This window comes from Niveispirillum fermenti (assembly GCF_048066175.1).
Lineage (GTDB): Bacteria > Pseudomonadota > Alphaproteobacteria > Azospirillales > Azospirillaceae > Niveispirillum > Niveispirillum fermenti.
The window spans coordinates 51,723-71,458 of record NZ_JBLTXA010000020.1 but is presented as its reverse complement, the minus strand read 5'-3'; the positions used below and the strand labels follow the sequence as shown (position 1 = coordinate 71,458).

The 19,736-nt window shown below is 67.2% G+C and carries 16 protein-coding genes; 5 read left to right on the top strand and 11 right to left on the bottom strand.

Features of this window, described 5'->3' with window-relative positions; all coding sequences use genetic code 11:
* The first annotated feature begins 110 nt into the window (after positions 1-110).
* Complete coding sequence (locus ACM9LZ_RS17745; RefSeq protein ID WP_416620840.1) at positions 111-1,328, top strand: acyl-CoA dehydrogenase family protein; 1,218 nt, start codon at positions 111-113, stop codon at positions 1,326-1,328.
* A gap of 22 nt (positions 1,329-1,350) precedes the next feature.
* Here ACM9LZ_RS17745 and ACM9LZ_RS17740 read toward each other — a convergent pair whose 3' ends face one another.
* The 11 genes from ACM9LZ_RS17740 to ACM9LZ_RS17690 all read right to left on the bottom strand — a co-directional run bounded on the left by ACM9LZ_RS17740 (position 1,351) and on the right by ACM9LZ_RS17690 (position 14,824).
* On the bottom strand, positions 1,351-1,800 hold the full coding sequence (locus ACM9LZ_RS17740; protein ID WP_416620839.1) for a (deoxy)nucleoside triphosphate pyrophosphohydrolase: 450 nt from the start codon (positions 1,798-1,800) through the stop codon (positions 1,351-1,353).
* Positions 1,797-3,041 (bottom strand): bifunctional glutamate N-acetyltransferase/amino-acid acetyltransferase ArgJ, encoded by a 1,245-nt coding sequence (gene argJ / locus ACM9LZ_RS17735; RefSeq protein ID WP_416620838.1) that lies wholly within the window; start codon positions 3,039-3,041, stop codon positions 1,797-1,799. Before argJ ends, ACM9LZ_RS17740 begins: the two co-directional genes overlap by 4 nt.
* 84 nt (positions 3,042-3,125) lie before the next feature.
* Positions 3,126-4,196 (bottom strand): patatin-like phospholipase family protein, encoded by a 1,071-nt coding sequence (locus ACM9LZ_RS17730; protein WP_416620837.1) that lies wholly within the window; start codon positions 4,194-4,196, stop codon positions 3,126-3,128.
* 108 nt (positions 4,197-4,304) lie between these two features.
* The gene (phoB, locus tag ACM9LZ_RS17725) at positions 4,305-5,012 is read right to left on the bottom strand and encodes a phosphate regulon transcriptional regulator PhoB (protein WP_416620836.1); all 708 of its coding nucleotides are present in this window, start codon (positions 5,010-5,012) and stop codon (positions 4,305-4,307) included.
* Positions 5,013-5,059: 47 nt separating this feature from the next.
* Positions 5,060-5,779: a phosphate signaling complex protein PhoU gene (gene phoU, locus ACM9LZ_RS17720; RefSeq protein WP_416620835.1), complete on the bottom strand. Its 720-nt coding sequence runs from the start codon at positions 5,777-5,779 to the stop codon at positions 5,060-5,062.
* A gap of 106 nt (positions 5,780-5,885) precedes the next feature.
* On the bottom strand, positions 5,886-6,692 hold the full coding sequence (pstB, locus tag ACM9LZ_RS17715) for a phosphate ABC transporter ATP-binding protein PstB (protein ID WP_416620834.1): 807 nt from the start codon (positions 6,690-6,692) through the stop codon (positions 5,886-5,888).
* 2 nt (positions 6,693-6,694) lie between these two features.
* Positions 6,695-8,014, bottom strand: coding sequence for a phosphate ABC transporter permease PstA (pstA, locus tag ACM9LZ_RS17710; protein WP_416620833.1), 1,320 nt, complete (start codon positions 8,012-8,014; stop codon positions 6,695-6,697).
* Complete coding sequence (gene pstC / locus ACM9LZ_RS17705) at positions 8,007-9,470, bottom strand: phosphate ABC transporter permease subunit PstC (protein ID WP_416620832.1); 1,464 nt, start codon at positions 9,468-9,470, stop codon at positions 8,007-8,009. The genes pstA and pstC overlap by 8 nt, the downstream gene beginning before the upstream one ends.
* A gap of 154 nt (positions 9,471-9,624) precedes the next feature.
* A complete protein-coding gene (locus ACM9LZ_RS17700) occupies positions 9,625-10,665 on the bottom strand; it encodes a substrate-binding domain-containing protein (RefSeq protein ID WP_416620831.1) in 1,041 nt (346 codons plus the stop codon).
* A gap of 273 nt (positions 10,666-10,938) precedes the next feature.
* Positions 10,939-12,357: an ATP-binding protein gene (locus ACM9LZ_RS17695; RefSeq protein ID WP_416620830.1), complete on the bottom strand. Its 1,419-nt coding sequence runs from the start codon at positions 12,355-12,357 to the stop codon at positions 10,939-10,941.
* A gap of 193 nt (positions 12,358-12,550) precedes the next feature.
* Positions 12,551-14,824: an NADP-dependent malic enzyme gene (locus ACM9LZ_RS17690; protein WP_416620829.1), complete on the bottom strand. Its 2,274-nt coding sequence runs from the start codon at positions 14,822-14,824 to the stop codon at positions 12,551-12,553.
* 270 nt (positions 14,825-15,094) lie between these two features.
* Here ACM9LZ_RS17690 and ACM9LZ_RS17685 point away from each other — a divergent pair, with 270 nt between their 5' ends.
* From ACM9LZ_RS17685 to ACM9LZ_RS17670, 4 genes are read left to right on the top strand one after another with little or no spacing between them, the layout of a single operon-like run.
* A complete protein-coding gene (locus ACM9LZ_RS17685; RefSeq protein WP_416620828.1) occupies positions 15,095-16,636 on the top strand; it encodes an AbgT family transporter in 1,542 nt (513 codons plus the stop codon).
* On the top strand, positions 16,633-17,655 hold the full coding sequence (locus ACM9LZ_RS17680) for a ligase-associated DNA damage response exonuclease (protein WP_416620827.1): 1,023 nt from the start codon (positions 16,633-16,635) through the stop codon (positions 17,653-17,655). Before ACM9LZ_RS17685 ends, ACM9LZ_RS17680 begins: the two co-directional genes overlap by 4 nt.
* Complete coding sequence (locus ACM9LZ_RS17675) at positions 17,655-19,277, top strand: cisplatin damage response ATP-dependent DNA ligase (protein ID WP_416620826.1); 1,623 nt, start codon at positions 17,655-17,657, stop codon at positions 19,275-19,277. The genes ACM9LZ_RS17680 and ACM9LZ_RS17675 overlap by 1 nt, the downstream gene beginning before the upstream one ends.
* Positions 19,274-19,564: a hypothetical protein gene (locus tag ACM9LZ_RS17670; protein ID WP_416620825.1), complete on the top strand. Its 291-nt coding sequence runs from the start codon at positions 19,274-19,276 to the stop codon at positions 19,562-19,564. Before ACM9LZ_RS17675 ends, ACM9LZ_RS17670 begins: the two co-directional genes overlap by 4 nt.
* Positions 19,565-19,736: the final 172 nt, after the last annotated feature.

Genomic DNA, 19,736 nt, shown 5'->3' with positions numbered 1-19,736 from the left:
GAAGAGGGCTTCCACCGCAGACCGGACACGTTCAGTTCAGCACCGCCTGGCCAGGAAGGGCGCGGACCGCCCGCCACCCGGGCGGTCGCAGCCAGACAGGAACCCACGCCATGACCGCCATCTTCGAGATGTCCCCGCGCGCCAGCGCCCTGCATGAACGGCTGACGGCCTTCATGGAGGCGCATGTCTATCCCAACGAAAAGGCCCTGTCCGCGCAGGTGGCGGAGGGGGAAACGCGATGGAAGCCGTTGCCGCTGCTGGATGAATTGAAGCAGAAGGCGCGCGAGGCCGGCCTGTGGAACCTGTTCCTGCCGGAATCGGACAAGGGCGCCGGCCTGACCAACCTGGAATATGCCCCGCTGTGCGAGATCATGGGCCGCAGCCACTGGGCCCCGGAAATCTTCAACTGTTCCGCCCCCGACACGGGCAATATGGAGGTGCTGGTCCGCTACGCCTCTCCCGCGCATCAGGAGCGCTGGCTGAAGCCGCTGCTGGCGGGGGAGATACGGTCAGCCTTCGCCATGACGGAACCGGATGTCGCCTCGTCCGACGCCACGAACATCGCCACCCGCATCATGCGCGACGGTGACGATTATGTGATCAATGGCCGCAAATGGTGGATCAGCGGGGCCAGTGACACGCGCTGCAAGATCATGATCGTCATGGGCAAGACCGACCCGGACAATCCCGACCGCCACCGCCAGCAATCCATGATCCTGGTCCCCACCGACACGCCGGGCGTGACCGTGAAACGGCCCCTGCCCGTCTTCGGCTATGATGACGCGCCGCACGGCCATTCCGAGGTGCTGTTCGAGAATGTGCGCGTGCCGGCAGAGAACATCCTGCTGGGCGAGGGCCGCGGGTTCGAAATCGCGCAAGGCCGCCTGGGGCCGGGCCGCATCCATCATTGCATGCGCCTGATCGGCGCGTCGGAGCGAGCCCTGGAACTGATGTGCAAGCGCCTGTCGACGCGCGTCGCCTTCGGCAAGCCCATCGCGGCGCAGAGCATCTGGCTGGAGCGCATCGCCGACGCCCGCGTCGCCATCGACCAGGCCCGCCTGCTGACGCTGAAGGCCGCGCACATGATGGACACGGTGGGCAACAAGGGCGCCAAGGCCGAGATCGCCATGATCAAGGTGGTGGCCCCCAATGTGGCCTGCCAGGTGATCGACATGGCCATCCAGGCGCATGGCGGCGGCGGGGTGTCGGACGATTTCCCCCTGGCCTGGGCCTATGCCAGTGCCCGCACCCTGCGCCTGGCCGACGGACCGGACGAGGTGCATCGCAACCAGTTGGGCAAGATGGAACTGGGCAAGTACCGGGGCTGAGGCCAGCCCCGGTCACCTTCCGTCACAACAGGTCGCGCAGGATGGGGATCAGGGGCAGATCGGCCGGGGGCATGGGATAATCTCCCATGCGCACCGGCTTGACCCAGGCCAGTTGCTGGCCTTCCAGCGGGGTGGGCGTGCCCTTCCAGACGCGCACGGCGTATAGCGGCATCAGCAGGTGGAACGTCTCATAGGTGTGGCTGGCGAAGGCGATGGGGGCCAGGCAGCTCTCCGCCGTATCGATCCCCAATTCCTCCTTCAGTTCCCGCACAAGGGCCGCTTCCGGCGTCTCGCCCGCGTCCACCTTGCCGCCGGGAAACTCCCAGAGCCCGGCCATGGACTTGCCGGGCGGGCGCTGGGCCAGCAGCACGCGCCCGTCGGCATCCACCAGCGCCACCGCCGCGACCAGCACGGTGCGGACCGGTCCCCTGGCGACCGGGTCCTGCCAGCAGGGCGTGTCGTCCCCGCTCACGACCGGTAACTGCCGTTGATGTCGATATAGCCGTGGGTCAGGTCGCAGGTCCAGACCGTGGCACTGCCGTCACCCAGGCCGATATCGACCTCGATCAGGATTTCCCCGCCCTTCATGTGGGCGGCCACGGGCGCCTCGTCATAGCCCGGCACCTCCATCCCGCTGGCGCAGATCTGCACGCCGCCGACGGAGATGACCAGCAGGTCGCGGTCGGCACGCTCGCCCGACCGGCCCACGGCGGCGACGATGCGGCCCCAGTTGGCATCCTCCCCGGCCACGGCCGTCTTGACCAGCGGGGAATTGGCGACGGTCAGCGCGATGCGCTTGGCGGCGGCATCGCTGTCGGCGCCCGTCACACGGATTTCCACGAACTTGGTCGCCCCCTCGCCATCGCGCACGATCTGCTTGGCCAGGTCCAGGCAGACCGCGTCCAGCGCCGTGGCGAAGGCGGCCAGCCGCGCGTCATCCGCGCTGTCGATGGCCGCATGCGCCGCCTTGCGGGTCGCGCACAGCACCAGCGTGTCGGATGTGGAGGTGTCGCCATCCACGGTGATGGCATTGAAGCTGCGATCCGTCGCGGCCGACAGGGCCGCCTGCAAAGGCGCCGGTGCGATGTTGGCGTCGGTGAAGACATAGGCCAGCATCGTCGCCATGTCGGGCGCGATCATGCCGCTGCCCTTGGCGAAGCCGGCCACGGTCACGGTCACGCCATCGATGGTGGCGGTGGCCGAGGCGCCCTTGGGGAAAGTGTCCGTGGTCATGATGGCGCGGGCCGCCACCTCCCAGGCGTCGCCTGCCGCCGGCACCAGTGCGGCGAAGGCGTCGGGCAGCGACTTTGCGACCAGATCGGCCGGCATGGGCTGGCCGATGACGCCGGTCGATGCCGGAAACACCTCCGTCGGCTTGCAGCCGGCAAGTGCAACCGCGGCATCGATCGTGGCATCCACGAACGCTTCGCCCGCCTTGCCCGTGAAGGCGTTGGAATTGCCGGCATTGACGACCAGGGCCCGCACCGAACCGCCCGCCAGGTGGGCGCGGCAGCGATGCACGGGCGCCGATGCCGTCAGCGACCGGGTCAGCACGGCCGCCACGCTGGACCCCTCGTCCAGCAGCGCCACCATGACGTCGTTGCGCGGCGTCTTGTACCGGATGCCGGCGCGGTGACCGGCCAGTCGCACGCCCGCGACGGGCGGCAGCGACGGAAAGGCGGCGGGGGCGAGCGGAGAGATGGCGGTCGCCATGGGTGCGGGCTCCGAAGGAAAGTGGTTTTGCGCATCAAGCCGATGCCGGTGCGCCCGGTCAAGTGTGGGTTCCGTGACGGTGTGTCAAGGCAGCAATGGTTCCAGCAGGTCCGGCACCCGGTCCCTTTCCACCGCTTCCAGCCAGCAATCAGCCAGCCGGTCGGTTTCGGCCACAGCCGCGCGCCAGTATTTCTGCCGGGCGGCCGTTCCCATGCGCTTGAAGTCGCCGCGATCGGGGATCTTGCCGAAGGGCAGCGCCCCGGCGAATGCCGCCGACGGGCACAGGACAAGCATGCGCGACAGGCTGTCCGCCCGTGCCCGGCGCCAGGGCAGCGCCTTGTCGAACCAGCCGGGCACGACACGGTGGGAGAAATGCGGATAGAGTACCAAGCCCGGCGGCGTGAATGCCATGTCCAGATGGTAATCCATGATCCCGCCATCCAGGTAGAGGCCGGGCCGCGCCCCGTCGGGGTCCACCACCCCTTCGAACACGAAGGGCACCGCGCTGGAGGCCAGCAGGGCGGGGATCAGGTTCGTGGATGTGAGGGCCACGGCCTGGGTCGGGAACCCGGCAGACAGGTCGAAGGGCGGCGGGTCGCGCCGGTCGTGCAGGACCGTGCGCTCGAAGAACAGGGGCAGGGCCTGCCGGCTGGCCAGATTGGCCAGACCCGCCGCCCCGAGGCCCAGGCCCAGCCGCACCTTCCCCGCCCGCGGCCCGATGGGCCCGCGCCCGCGCACAGCCAGGATGGACTGGCGCATGAAAGGATGGTCCAGCAGATGTTCCACCCCGCCGGCGCCGAAGATCACATCCAGGAAATCACGGCAATGGGCCGTCAGTTCAGCCACGGTCACCGGCCCTTCGACGGCATAATCCAGATAGCAGGCCTCGAACCGCCGGCAGGCCTCCACGGGATCGGGCTGAGCCAGGCAGGCGAAGCGCCAGGTCCCGATGGAACTGCCGATCATGTGCAGGGGACGGGTGCGGCTGCGGAACCAGCGGCCGAACAGGGCCTGGTCCAGCCGGGTCAGCGCCAGCCATTTGGCCCCGCCGCTGGCCCCCGCCACCACATCCACCATATCCTCGTGCAGCCCGTCACGGCGGATGCGGGCCATGGCCTCCGGCCCGGCCAGGAAACGCAGGGGCTGTGACGTCATGGGATGCCGGTCCGGTCCTCAAATCTTCTCGCAATGCAAAATAGGCAGCCGCGGGGCGGCTGGCAACGCCGGGAAGGCATCGCATCGGCGAAAAGAGACGGAGCGGCGTCACATCGTGGTCTTGGTGTCCAGCGCATAGCCGGCGGAACGGACCGTGCGGATCACGTCCTGTTCCTCCGTCTCGTTCAGCGCCTTGCGCAGGCGGCGGATATGAACGTCCACGGTGCGCAGTTCGACATAGACATCATGCCCCCAGACGATATCCAGCAACTGTTCGCGTGAGAAGACGCGGCCGGGATGCTGCATGAAATGGCGCAGCAGGGCGAATTCCTTCGGTCCCAGATGGATATCCCGTTCACCACGGCGCACGCGGTGGGCCGCCAGATCCATGGAGATGTCGGAGAAGCGCAGCAGTTCCTCCGCCAGGGCCGGCGAGGCGCGGCGCAGCACGGCGCGGATGCGGGCCACCAGCTCGGTGGGGCTGAAGGGCTTGGACAGGTAATCATCGGCCCCGCTGTTCAGGCCGCGGACCTTGTCCGCCTCCTCGCCGCGGGCCGTCAGCATGATCACAGGGATATCGCGGGTCTTTGAATTGCGGCGCAACTGCCGGCAGACCTCAAGCCCGCTCATCAGCGGCAGCATCCAGTCCAGCAGGATCAGGTGCGGGCTGCGCTCGTCGGCCTGCAACAGGGCCTCTTCCCCGTCACCGGCGGTGATGACCCGGAAACCTTCGCGTTCCAGGTTGTAGGACAGCAGGGTGACCAGGTCGGCTTCGTCTTCGACAACCAGGATCAGCGGCTTCAAGGCGGCGTTCATCGGGTTCCCTGGAGGCTAGTCGGTCACGGAAGGGCTGCGGCGGCGCCTCAGCCCTCTTCCGGCTCGATGATGGTGAAGCTGGACTTGTCGCTCTTGGGCCGCTCCGCCGTCAGCGGCTGGCCCTTGACCAGGAAATGCACGGTCTCGGCGATGTTGGTGGCATGGTCGCCGGCACGCTCCAGGTTTTTGGCGATGAACAGCAGGTGCGTGCAGGGCGTGATGTTGCGCGGGTCTTCCATCATGTAGGTCAGGACCTCGCGGAACAGGCTGGTATAGAGATCGTCCAGTTCCTCGTCCCGGTGCCAGGCGGCCACGGCCTTTTCGACATCGCGGTCGATATAGGCGTCCAGCACGTCCTTCAGCATCTCCTGCACCAGCCGGCCCATGCGCGGAATGGTGCCGGCGGGGCGCATCACGGGCAACTGGGCCAGGGCGACGGACCGCTTGGCGATGTTGGCGGCATAGTCGCCCGTGCGTTCAAGATCGGCGGAAATCTTCAGGGCCGCCAGCACCTCGCGCAGGTCGACGCCGACCGGCGCACGCAGCGCCAGCATGCGGATGGCGTCATGCTCGATCTGACGTTCAAAGGCATCCAGCCGGGCATCGCCCTGCATGACGCGCGACGCGCCATCCACGTCGCGGCGGCCGACGGCCTGCACGGCCGCCTCCACCTGCGCTTCCACCACACCGCCCATCTGGGCGATCTGGTTGGACAGGCGCTGCAATTCCGCCTCGAAGGACTTGACGGTATGTTCGGTCGGCGACATGGACACGGGTCCTTAAAATGTGTGGGCTGACGAACGGTTCACATCGAACGGGCCCCCGCGAAAGCGGGGACGCACACAGCAATGAAGGAGAGCGGACAAGGCCGGCTCAGCCGTACCGGCCGGTGATGTAGCCCTGCGTGCGCTCGTCACGCGGATTGGTGAAAATCTCCTCGGTGTCGCCGACCTCCACCAGGTCACCCAGGTGGAAGAAGGCCGTGCGCTGGGACACGCGGGCGGCCTGCTGCATGTTGTGGGTGACGATGGCAATGGTGAAGCTCTCGCGCAGCTCGTCGATCAGTTCCTCGATATGCGCGGTGGCGATCGGGTCCAGGGCCGAGCAGGGCTCGTCCATCAGGATGACTTCGGGGCTGACGGCCACGGCGCGGGCGATGCAAAGGCGCTGCTGCTGGCCGCCGGACAGGCCGGTGCCGGGCTCGTGCAGGCGGTCCTTCACCTCGTTCCACAGGCCGGCGCGCTTCAGCGAGGTTTCGACGATGGCGTCGAACTCATCCTTGCGCGTGGCTAGGCCATGCAACTTCGGCCCGTAGATGATGTTCTCATAGATCGATTTCGGGAACGGATTCGGCTTCTGGAACACCATGCCGATCCGGGCGCGCAGTTGCACCACGTCCAGCCGGGGGTCGTAGATGTCGTGGCCGTCCAGCGTGATGAGGCCTTCCACGCGGCAGATGTCGATCGTGTCGTTCATGCGGTTGATGGTCCGCAGGAAGGTCGACTTGCCGCAGCCCGAGGGACCGATCAGGGCCAGCACCTCGTTCTGGTAGATATCGACATTGACGCCGTGCAGCGCGCGCTTGGCACCGTAATAGACCTTCACGTCGCGGGCCGAGACCTTCACCGGCTGGGTGGTCGTCGCGGCTTGCTCGGGCTTGTTCAGGGTCATGCTGTCCATGGTTACCACCGCCGTTCGAATTTCTTGCGCAGCCAGATCGCCGCGCCGTTCATCATGATGAGGAAGGTCAGCAGCACCAGGATGGCGGCCGAGGTCAGTTCGACGAAGCCGCGTTCCGGCTTGTCTGCCCAGATGAATATCTGGACGGGCAGGACGGACGAGCTGTCCAGCAGGCTGGTCGGAGCCGAGGTGACGAAGGCGTTCATGCCGATCATCAGCAGCGGCGCCGTTTCGCCCACGGCATGGGCCATGCCGATGATGGTGCCCGTCATGATGCCCGGCATGGCCAGCGGCAGCACATGATGCAGCACGGTCTGCAGGCGGGAGGCGCCCATGCCCAGTGCGGCTTCCCGGATCGACGGCGGCACGGCCTTCAGCGCGGCACGGCTGGCGATGATGATGGTGGGCAGCACCAGCAGGCCCAGCACCAGGCCGCCGACCAGCGGCGCCGACCGCGGCATGCCGAAGAAGTTGAGGAACACCGCCAGGCCCAGCAGGCCGAACACGATGGAGGGCACGGCCGCCAGATTGTTGATGTTCACCTCGATCAGGTCGGTCAACCTGTTCTTGGGCGCGAACTCCTCCAGATAGACGGCGGCCGCCACCCCGATGGGCAGGGAGATGGCCAGCGTCACCAGCATGGTCAGCAGCGTCCCCACGGCCGCGCCGAACAGGCCGGCCAGTTCGGGATAATTGCTGTCGCTGGAGGTGAAGAAGGTCGTGTTGAAGGCCATGCGCACGTCGCCGCGCTCATCCAGCGCATCGAACCAGCCCAGTTGCCGGTCGCCGATCCGGCGCTGTGATTCCGGCAGGCTGCGGTCGATGCTGCCCTTGACGATCTGGTTGATGCCGTCCGACGCGGGCAGCCACATCTCGATCGTCTGGCCGACCAGGGACGGGTCCTTGTCCAGCAGCCGGCCTACCCAGACGCCGGCCACCGGGCTGACCAGCCCGCGCAGGTCGCGCCGTTCCAGACGGGCCGTGACCTCCGGAAATTCCTTGTACAGCGCATCGCTCACCAGATCCTGGAAGGCGCCGCGGTCCCACTGGGCCGGGTTGCCGGTGCCGCGCGGGTCGATGGTGCCCGCATCCATCGTGATGGCCAGCTTCACCTCCGTCTGGAAGAAGGCCGAGGTGCCTTCCTTCAGCAGGGTGAACAGCAGGATGAACAGCATCACGCAGGCGAACAGGATCGCCAGGATGCCATAGATACGGAAACGCCGTTCGGCCGCGTAGCGCGCCTTCAGGCGCCGGGTGGCAGCTTCGCCGGTGTGGAAGGACACGGGAGCGGCTGTCTGCATCGGCTCTGCGATCTCAGTCATATTTTTCCCGGTATTTCTGGACGATGCGGAGGGCGATCACGTTCAGCGCCAGGGTCACCAGGAACAGGACCAGACCCAGGGCGAAGACCGACAGCGTCTTGGCGCTGTCGAATTCCTGGTCACCGACCAGGATGGATTTGATCTGCACGGTCACGGTCGTGACGCTGGCCAGCGGGTTCAGCGTCAGGTTGGCCTGAAGGCCGGCCGCCATCACCACGATCATCGTTTCGCCGATGGCCCGGCTGACGGCCAGCAGCATGGCGCCCACGATGCCCGGCAGGGCCGCCGGCAGCACCACCTGCTTGATCGTTTCCGACCGCGTGGCGCCCAGGCCCAGCGATCCGTCACGCAGCGATTGCGGCACCGCCGTGATAACGTCGTCGGCCAGGGAGGAAACGAAGGGCACGATCATTACGCCCATCACCACGCCGGCCGCCAGCGCGCTCTGCGAGGAAATGGGGATGCCCATCGCCGCACCGACATCCCGGATGAAGGGGGCCACCGTCAGGATGGCGAAGAAGCCATAGACCACGGTCGGCACGCCGGCCAGGATCTCCAGCACCGGCTTGACCAGCGACCGCACGCGCTTGGGCGCATATTCGGACAGATAGATGGCCGACATCAGACCGACCGGCGCCGCCACGATCATGGCAATGGTGGCGATCAGCAGGGTGCCGGTGAACAGCGGCACGGCACCGAAGGCGCCAGAGGAGCCGACCTGGTCGGCGCGGATGGCGGTCTGTGGCGACCAGTGCAGGCCGAACAGGAATTCCGTCACCGGCACCTTGGTGAAGAAGCGCACGCTTTCGAACAGCAGCGACATCACGATGCCCACCGTCGTGAAGACGGCGATGACCGAGCACAGGATCAGCAGCCAGGTGACGATCCGCTCGACATTGTTGCGGGCCCGCAATTCCGGGCTGATCCGGCTCCAGGTATAGGCCAGCGCCCCGCCGGCCAGCGCCACCACGAAACCGAACAGGGTCCAGTCGGCCAGCGTGCGAAGCTGGTTCAGATGGGCCGCAGCGGGCGCCAGGGCATCGATGACGGCGGCATTGACATATTGCGGCTGCCCGGCCGCCAGATTGTTGATGTTGATCAACAGAAGCTGGCGATGTGTCTGGGTCAGGGCCTGCGCCTCGTCGGCGATGTTGGCCAGCAGCGTGTCAAGCTCGGCCGGGGCCAGCATGACGCGGGCCCAGGCTTCCACCTGGTCGGGCGTCAGGCCGTCCAGGACCAGCCATTCCATCACGGGGCTGCGCAGCGCCAGCCAGGCCAGCACCAGCACCAGGGCCGGCAGGCCGGCCCACAGCGCGACATAGGAGCCGTAATAGACGGGAACGGAATGCAGCGTGGCGACACGGCCGCCGGCAACGGCGACAGCCCGGCTCCGGCCAAGCCAGAACCCGGCCAGCGACAGAAACAACAGGACGCCTACGGTCAAGGTGACTGACATGGGTTCGATCCGCCGCTGTCAGGGGAAACCGGTTGCAAGATGAACCGGCGGCATCGGTCATGACACCGCCGGTTCCGCCATCTGCTTATACAAGGTGCGCGGCCGGGAGTCCGATCCCCCGAACGGTCGGCCCCGCACCTGATGGCTTTTCTTTTTAAGAGGCCGGACGGGCCATCGGGGTCAGCTTCTGCGCGGAGGCCTCAGAGGCCTTGCGCTTGTCGGCGGGCAGGGGCACCAGGCCCTTGTCGGCCAGATAGCCCTCATCGCCCATGGCGCGTTCCGAACCGTATTCGGCCAGGAATTCCTTCAGGCCGGGGATCACGCCGAAATGCTGGTTCTTGAAATAGACGAACAGCGGACGGGAGATCGGGTACTGGCTGGAGGCGATGGTCTCGTAAGAGGGCGCCACGCCATCGATCGTCAGGCCGTGCAGCTTGTCCTGGTTTTCTTCCAGGTAGCTGTAGCCGAAGATGCCGAAGGCGCGCGGATTGGCGACCAGGCGCTGTACGATCACGTTGTCGTTCTCGCCGGCTTCGATATAGGCGCCATCCTCGCGGACGGTCTTGCAGACGGCGTCGTGACGGGCCTTGTCCAGGGCCTTGATGGCCGGGAACTCCTTGCAGCCCGGCTCCATCACCAGTTCGACCCAGGCGTCGCGCGTGCCGGAGGTCGGGGGCGGGCCCAGCACCTCGATCGGGGTGGCCGGCAGGGAAGCGTCAACATCCTTCCAGGTCTTGTGCGGGTTTGGCACGATCTGGCCGTTGACTTCCACTTCCTTGGCCAGCGCGGCGAAAAGCTGCGCACGGGTCAAATCGAACGACTGGCCCGCCTTGGACTGCACGAAGCCGATGCCGTCATAGCCGATGACCAGTTCGGTGATCTGCTCCACGCCGTTCTTCTGGCAGCTGTCATACTCGCTGGCCTTCATGGCGCGCGAGGCGCCCGTGGCGTCCGGGAAATCGGCGCCGACGCCGGAGCAGAACAGCTTCATGCCGCCGCCGGTGCCCGTGGATTCCAGGATCGGGGCGGCGAACTTCGTGGTCTGGCCGAACCGCTCGACAACCGTGGAAGTGAAGGGGAACACGGTGGAAGACCCGACGATGCGGATCTGGTCGCGGGCAGCGGCGGCGCCGGCCAGGCCGACGATAGACACGGCGCCGAGCACGGCGGCGAGGACAAGCTTCTTGGTGGTCACGACAAGGGCCTCCGGTTTCTGGGCGGCACACCGACGGCGCATCGCTTGATGCCTGCCATCGTCAATGTGTCCATGTCCCTGCTGGGTGCCGGGACCATAGCCGCGCTGCGAGAAGCAATTACTACATCTCTGTTACGCTTTCATGACACCGGCCCGGATCGCCGGCCGGATGCCCGGCGCGGCATGGCGGGCAGCATTGCGCCCGCAGCATTGTGCCCATGGCACGGGTCAGAAGGGGCCCATGGCACGGGTCAGAAGGGGCCGCGGCAGGGGTCAGCCGGCGTCCCGCCGTTCTGCCGCCGCGGCTCCCGCGGCGGGCAGCACGACGGTGAAGGTGCTGCCCTTGCCCACCTCGCTGTCGATGACCAGGCGGCCGCGATGGCGGTTGACGATATGCTTCACGATGGCCAGGCCCAGGCCCGTGCCGCCCAGCGCGCGCGACCGGGCGGGGTCCACGCGGTAGAATCGTTCCGTCAGGCGCGGCAGATGGGTGCGGGCGATACCGTCGCCCCGGTCGGCGACGGCCACGGTCACGGCCGGCCCACGCACCGTGCCCGCCCGGCCCGATGGCCGGGCCGACAGGGTGACCGTCACCTCCGTCTGTTCCTTGCCGTACTTGATGGCATTGTCGATCAGGTTCTGAAACACCTGGGCAAGCTGATCCTCGTCCCCCACCACGGCCGGCAGGCTGTCCGGCTGGTCAAGGCGCAGCTTCACCTTGCGCGACGCCGCCCGCAGTTCCAGCGTGGCCGCCACGTTGCGGACAATCTTGCCCACGTCCACCTCGGCCGTAGGCGGGGAATGCTCGTCCATCTCGATCCGCGACAGGGACAGAAGATCGTTCACCAGCCGGGACATGCGGTTGGACTGCTCGAACATGATGCCCAGGAACCGCTCATGCGCGGCCCGGTCATCCTTTGCCGGACCGCGCAACGTCTCGATGAAGCCGATCAAGGCTGCCAGGGGCGTGCGCAATTCATGGCTGGCATTGGCCACGAAATCGGCCCGCATCTGCTCGGACCGTTTCAGCACGGTGATGTCGTGCAGGCTCAACAGCACCAGCAGGCCCCCGTCCTGCCCCGGCGGGCGGAAGGGCTTCACACGGGCCTGCAGCGTGCGTTCCACCGGTACGGGCAGCAGAACCTCCACGGTGCGCGACGCGCCGCCGGCCAGCACGGCGTCGGCGGCCTCCAGCAGGCTGGGCGTGCGCACCGTGCTGGCCAGGTCGCGGGCCAGGATGCGGTCGCCGAACAGGTCGCGGGCGGCCTTGTTGGCGCGCTGCACCTCCCGCCCGGCACCCAGCAGGATCACGGGATCGTGCAACTGGTCGATCACCGCCTCCACCAGGACAGCGCGCGCCCTGTCACGGCTTTCGCGGTCCAGCCGGTCCTGATGGGCACGGGCCAGGGCGGCAGCGATCGTCTTGGCCGCGGTGCTGGCCATCGCCGGGGGAGACAGGGGGGCCGGCGTCTCCGCCAGCCGGTCGGCATAATCGGTCAGCCGCCTTGTGTCGGTCTGGATCATGCGCAGCACGGCAGCGGCCACGGCGATATTCACCAGCAGGACGGGCAGCGCCACAATGGCATCGACATGGCCGGCCAGCAGCAGCGACAGCAATATCGCCGCCGTCGGCCCGACCAGCGCCACACCAATGATCACGAACCGGACCGGCCGGCCCCCTTCCCACCGCATCTGTTCCCGCCCGTCCTATCTTCGTCTTGCCCGCCACGCGGGCGGGATCGCTGGAGATAACATTGCCGCAGGGCCAGGGTAACAGCATCACGGAAACTTAATAATGGGCGGAAGATACACCTCCCGCAGGCCCGGCTTGACCAGCTCCCCGGAAAGCCCCCCTTCCCGCCGTCGCGCAAAGGGGGGCCGCCGCCTACCGCGTCAGGCTGTCATGGGCCGCCATGACGGCCGCCGTGGTCAGTTCGCTGACCGTGGCGCCCATCTGAACGACCTGGACGGGCTTGTCCATACCGATCAGCAGGGGGCCGATCAGGTTGCCGCCGCCGAACTTGTGCAGCAGCTTGGCCCCGATATTGGCGGCATGCAGGGCCGGCATGATCAGCACATTGGCCGGACCCGACAGGCGTGCGAACGGATAGAGACGCTTCATCAGCTCGTAATCCAGCGCTGTGTCGGCCGACATCTCGCCATCATACTCGAAATCCACCTTGCGCTTGTCCATCAGGGCCACGGCCTCGCGCACATGGGCGGCGCGGTCGCGCAGCGGCTGGCCGAAATTGCTGAAGGACAGGAAGGCCACCCGCGGCTCGTGCCCCATCAGGCGGGCCATGCGCGCCGACTGGATGGCGATATCGGCCAACTGCTCGGGGGTCGGCCGCTCATGGACGGTTGTGTCGGAGATGAAGACGGTCTGCTTGCGGGTGGCCAGCACCGACAGGCCGAACACGATATGGTCGGGCTGCGGGTCGATGACGCGCTCGATATCCTCGAAGCTGACGGCGAAGGAACGGGTCAGGCCCGTCACCATGGCATCGGCATCACCCGTGGCCACCATGCAGGCGGCAAACACGTTGCGGTTCTGGTTCACCCAGCGCTGGCAGTCGCGGTGCAGGCTGCCGCGCCTTTGCAGGCGCTTGTACAGGAAATCGGTATAGCGCTCGATGCTGGGCGCGCCGAACTTGGCGTTCTGGATGTCCAGCGGCTCGATCCCCGCCAGGCCCAGGCTGGCCAGCTTCTCCTTGACCACATTCTCCCGCCCGATCAGGACGGGATGGCCGAAGCCGGCGGCGCGATAGGCGATGGCGGCGCGGATGGCCCGCTCCTCCTCCCCCTCGGCAAAGACCACACGGCGCGGGCTGCTGCGCAGCTTGTCGGCGATGAGCTGCAGGCTGTCCGCCGTGGGATCCAGGCGCAGGCGGAGCGAGCGGCGGTATTCGTCCATGTCGACGATGGGCTTGCGCGCCACGCCCGTGTCCATGGCGGCCTGCGCCACGGCGGCGGGAATGGTGGAGATCAGGCGCGGGTCGAAGGGCACCGGGATGATGTATTCCGGGCCATAGCGCAGGCGCCGGCCGGAATAGGCGGCGTCCACCTCGTCCGGCACATCCTCGCGCGCCAGTTCGGCCAGCGCCCTGGCGGCGGCGATCTTCATCTGATCGTTGATGGTGCTGGCCCGCACATCCAGCGCGCCGCGGAAGATATAGGGGAAGCCCAGGACGTTGTTGACCTGGTTGGGATAGTCCGACCGGCCCGTGGCGACGATGGCGTCGTCACGCACCTGGCGCACCTCTTCCGGCGTGATCTCCGGATCGGGGTTGGCCAGCGCGAAGATGATGGGGTTCTTCGCCATGGACTTGACCATGGCCGGCGTCATGGCGCCCTTGGCCGACAGGCCCACGAACACGTCCGAGCCGTCCACCGCCTCGGCCAGGGTGCGGGCGTCGGTCACGACGGCATGGGCGGATTTCCACTGGTTCATGCCCTCCGCCCGGCCCTTCCAGACCACGCCCTTGGTATCGCACAGCGTGATATTGCCATGGGGGATGCCCATGGACTTGAACAGTTCGGCGCAGGCGATGGCGGCGGCCCCGGCGCCGTTGATGACCAGCCGGGTCTCCTTGATGTCGCGGCCGGTCATCTCCAGCGCGTTGAACAGGCCGGCGGCGGCGATGATGGCCGTGCCGTGCTGGTCGTCATGGAAGACGGGAATGTCCATCAATTCGCGCAGGCGCTGCTCGATGATGAAACAGTCCGGCGCCTTGATGTCCTCCAGGTTGATGCCGCCGAAGCTGGGGCCCAGATAGCGCACGGAATTGATGAACTCCTCCACATCGCGGGTATCGACCTCCAGGTCGATGCCATCCACGTCGGCGAAGCGCTTGAACAGGACGGCCTTGCCCTCCATCACCGGCTTGGACGCCAATGCGCCCAGGTCTCCCAGCCCCAGCACGGCCGTGCCGTTGGAGATGACGGCCACGATATTGCCCTTGGCCGTATAATCATAGGCCGTGGACGGATCGGCATGGATGCGCAGACAGGGGATGGCCACGCCCGGGGAATAGGCCAGCGACAGGTCGCGCTGGGTCGCCATGGGCTTGGTGGGGGTCACTTCCAACTTGCCAGGGCGCCCGCTGCTGTGCAGGAGAAGCGCCTCTTCCTCAGTAATACGCTTGTCGATACCGGCCATCCCACTTTTTCCTTCTTTGCCCGGCCCGGTATTCGGTCCGGACGGGTTTCCTGCTGTCGGGGCACATCGTAACGACCGAAAGCTACCCATGCCAGACCGTTGGCATTGCGAAAATGACGCGGCTGGTGCCGGCCACCGCCATCCGGTCACGATTGCCCCCGGCCGACGCACACCGGCCCTTGCCCTGATCGCAAAGCTTCCGTTAGCTGTATTTCTTCGGACAATCCATCCGGTCGGCGAACCGGAATGACAATGAAAAAGGAAACGGGCATGGCAGTCTTGGAGCGTGAGGAAAAGGTGGGTGGCATCCTGGGGGCCATCGAACGGGTCGGCAACCGGTTGCCGGACCCGGCAACCCTGTTCCTGATAGCCATCATCATTCTGATCCTGCTGTCGGCCATCCTGTCGGCCATGGGGGTTTCGGCCGTCCATCCCGGCACGGGCCAGGAACTGGCGGCCACAAACCTGCTGACCGGGGCCAATATCAGCCGGTTCCTGATCGAGCTGCCGCGGATCTTCGCGGACTTCCCGCCACTGGCCATCGTGCTGCTCTGCGTGATGGGGGTGGGCGTGGCGGAGAAGACGGGCCTGATCGCCGTGTCGCTGGGCTCCCTGGTCCGTGCCATGCCGAAAAGCCTGCTGACCCTGACCGTGGTCTTCGCCGGCGTGCAATCCAGCCTGGCCACCGACGCCGGCTATGTGGTTCTGATACCGCTGGCGGGGCTGTTGTTCCACAGTTCCGGGCGCCATCCCATCGCCGGCATCGCGGCCGGCTTTGCCGGCGTGTCGGGCGGCTTCTCCTCCAACCTGCTGGTCACCTCGCTGGACCCGCTGCTGAGCGGGATCAGCCAGGCCGCCGCCCGCCTGATCGATCCCGGCTATGAGGTGCTGGCGACCTCCAACTACTATCTGATGTTCGCGCTGGTGCCCCTGTTCACCATCATCGGCGCCCTGGTCACCGACAAGCTGATCGAGCCGCGGCTGATGCGCACCTCCCCCGTGCAGGCCGGCAAGATGGAGCCGGAGGCCGACCCCACGCCCGAGCAGCGGGCCAATGAACGGCGCGGCCTGCGCTTCGCCGGCCTGACCCTGCTGGGCATCGCCGCCCTGTTCGGGGCCGCCGTGGTGCCGGAAGGCGCCATGCTGCGCGATGCCAATGGCACGGTGGAACCGTTCCTGCGCGGCATCGTGGCCATCATCTTCATCAGCTTCCTGTCGATCGGCCTGGCCTATGGCATCGGTGCCCGGGTCATCCGGTCGGACCGCGACGTGGTCAGGATGATGAGCCAGAGCATGTCCGAGATGGGCGGCTATATCGTGCTGGCCTTCTGCTGCGCCGTCTTCATCGCGCTGTTCGCCTGGTCCAACCTGGGCGCCATCCTGGCCGTCAACGGTGCCGCCTTCCTCCAGGCTGCCGGGTTCACCGGCCTGCCGCTGCTGCTGGCCATCATCACCGTATCGGCCTTCATCAATGTGCTGATCGGCAGCGCGTCGGCCAAATGGGCCATCCTGGGGCCCGTGATGGTGCCCATGCTGATGTTGCTGGGGGTCACGCCGGAAGCCACGCAGGCGGCCTATCGTATCGGTGACAGCTTTACGAACCCGATCACGCCGCTGCTGCCCTATTTCCCGCTGATCCTGATCATGTGCAAGCGCTATGTGCCGGATTTCGGGATCGGGTCGCTGATCGCCACCATGCTGCCGCTGGCTGTCTGGATGGGTATGGGCGCCCTGCTGCTTTTCAGCGGCTGGTACCTGCTGGACCTGCCGCTGGGACCGGGCAGCGTTATACACATGCCCGTGGCACCATGACGGCACCGGCGCCCGACAGTTGGGTCACCCCCTGCCCGCCTGATCAGGGCGGGGGGCTGTGGGTGGCGCCGGGCGGGTTCCATATCGACCCGACCCGGCCTGTCGGGCGGGCCGTCATCACCCACGGCCATTCAGACCACGCACGGCCGGGACACGCCCATGTCCTGGCCACGCCCGGCACGCTGGCCATCATGCAAGCCCGCCTGGGCGAAGGCGCCGGCCTGCACCGCCAGCCGCTGGCCTATCGCCAGCCCATCCGCATCGGCGAGGTGACGGTGACGCTGGTCCCCGCCGGCCATGTCCTTGGATCGGCCCAGGTGGTGCTGGACTGGCGCGGCAGCCGCGTCGTCATCTCGGGCGATTACAAGCGCCGGCCCGACCCGACCTGCGAACCGTTCGAGCCCGTGCCCTGCGATGCCTTCGTCACGGAGGCGACCTTCGGCCTTCCCGTCTTCCGCCACCCGCCCGTGGAGGGGGAGATTGCCAAGGTCCTGCACGCCCTGTCGCTGTTCCCGGAACGCACCATCGTCATCGGCTGCTATGCGCTGGGCAAGTGCCAGCGGCTGATCACCGAGCTGCGGCGGGCCGGCTATGACCATCCGCTCTATCTGCACGGTGCGCACCTGCCCTTGTGCGAGCTTTACCGCGGGCAGGGGGTGGAGCTGGGGGAATTGCGGCCGGCCACGGCCACGGACGGGGCCGCCATGCGCGGCGGCATCGTGCTGGCCCCGCCATCAGCCATGGCCGACAAATGGCTGCGCCGGCTGGTCGATCCGCTGCCGGCCTATGCCTCCGGCTGGATGCGCGTGCGGGCGCGGGCCCGCCAGCACGGTGTCGAACTGCCCCTGATCGTGTCCGACCACGCCGATTGGGACGAACTGTGCCAGACGGTCCGCGATGTGGCGCCGGGCGAATTGTGGGTGACCCATGGCAGCGAGGAAGCGCTGGTCCATTGGGCCGGCACCCAGGGCGTGAAGGCCCGGCCGCTTCATCTGGTCGGATTCGGGGAGGAGGAGTGATGCAGCGCTTCGCCGCCCTGCTGGACGCGCTGGCCTACACCCCTTCCCGCAACGGCAAGCAGCACCTGATCGCCGATTATCTGGATACCACCCCCGACCCCGACCGCGGCTATGGCCTGGCGGCGCTGACGGGCGATCTTTCCTTCCGGGCGGCCAAGCCGGCCATGATCCGCGAACTGGTGACCCGCCGTGTCGATCCGGCGCTGTTCGGCTGGTCCTATGATTTCGTGGGCGACTTGGCGGAAACCGCGGCCCTGATCTGGCCGGCGCCGCACGGCCCGAACCGCCCGCCGCCGGGGCTGGCCGAGGTGGTGGAGACACTGTCCACCGCCGGGCGCGCCGGCGTGCCGGACCTGCTGGCCGGCTGGCTGGACGTGCTGGACGCCACGGGGCGATGGGCGCTGCTGAAACTGATCACCGGGGGGCTGCGCGTCGGCGTGTCGGGCCGGCTGGCGCGCACGGCCCTGGTGGAATGGGCGGCGGCCCGCGGCAACGCGATCGGACTGGAAATGGTGGAGGAACTGTGGCACGGGCTGGACCCGCCCTTCACCCCGCTGTTCGACTGGCTGGCGGGCCGGGCGGACAAGCCCGACCTGGACCGGACCGGCGGCTTCCGCCCCATGATGCTGGCCCACCCGCTGGAAGAGGCGGACATCCGGTCCCTGGACCCGGCCGCGTACCGCGCGGAATGGAAATGGGACGGTATCCGCGTCCAGCTTGTGGCGCGCGGGGCGCCGGAACAGGCCCGCATCTACAGCCGCACGGGTGATGAGATCGCGCAGGCCTTTCCCGATGTGGCGGCCCATATGGGCTTCGATGCCGTGCTGGACGGGGAATTGCTGATCCGCCGCGACGGTCGCATCGCGCCCTTCAACGACCTGCAGCAACGGCTGAACCGCAAGCGGGTGACGCCGGCCCTGCTGCGCGCCCATCCGGCCTGGGTCCGCCTTTACGATATCCTGTTCGAAGCAGGAGAGGATCTGCGCGCCCTGCCCTTCGATGCCCGCCGCGCCCGGCTGGAACAATGGCATGCCAGGGTGCGGCCGGCGGGAATGGACCTTTCCCCCCTTGTCCCGTTCGACCATTGGGACCATCTGTCGGAACTGCGCCTGTCGGCCCGCGATGCGGGCGTAGAGGACGGGGCCATCGAAGGGCTGATGCTGAAACGGTCCGACAGTGCCTATGTCGGGGGCCGGCCCAAGGGTCCGTGGTTCAAATGGAAGCGTGGACCGTTGACGGCGGATTGCGTGCTGATGTACGCCCAGAGAGGGCATGGCAAGCGATCCAGCTTCTACAGCGATTATACGTTCGGTGCCTGGCGGGGGGAGCCGGGGGCCGGCGGTGAACTGGTGCCGGTCGGCAAGGCCTATTTCGGCTTCACCGACGCGGAACTGGTCGAGATTGACCGCTGGGTGCGCAACCATACCACCAACCGCTTCGGTCCCGTGCGGGAGGTGTCACCCGGTCTGGTGTTCGAGGTGGCGTTCGACAGCGTCCATCGGTCCACCCGGCACAAGAGCGGTATCGCCATGCGCTTCCCCCGCATTGCAAGACTGCGCTGGGACAAGCCGGCGGCCGAAGCCGACCGGCTGGCGTATCTGGAAAGGATGGTGGCGGAATGAAGCAGCACCGGATCTACTCGGCAGACCCCGTTTCCGACGAAACGGCGCGCAGGCTGCGCATGGGGCGCAACAAGGTGCGGCTGGCAGGGCTGGTGGCGGCCGGGTTCGGCGCGCTGGCCGTGCCCATGTGGATCGTCGCCGCCACCTTCGGCTATTTCAAGCTGGACCAGGATTTCGGCCCCACCGTCTTCCCCCGCCTGATGTCGGAGCAGGAGGCGCAGACCATCCAGCAGCAGCGGATCGAGGAGAACCGCGCCGCCGCCGGCCAGCCCTCCCCCACTGACTGATACCAATCTCCCTTGATCGTGACCGATCAAGGGAGATTTAGTGTTCCCTCAATTGCCGGGCGGCGGCATCCGCCGCCTTGGCTCACGGCGCATGAGCGCCGGGCTGGCAGTCGCCAGCCTCCAACCTCCCTAAAGGTCAACCTTTAGGGAGGTTGGTATGATACCCCGGCCT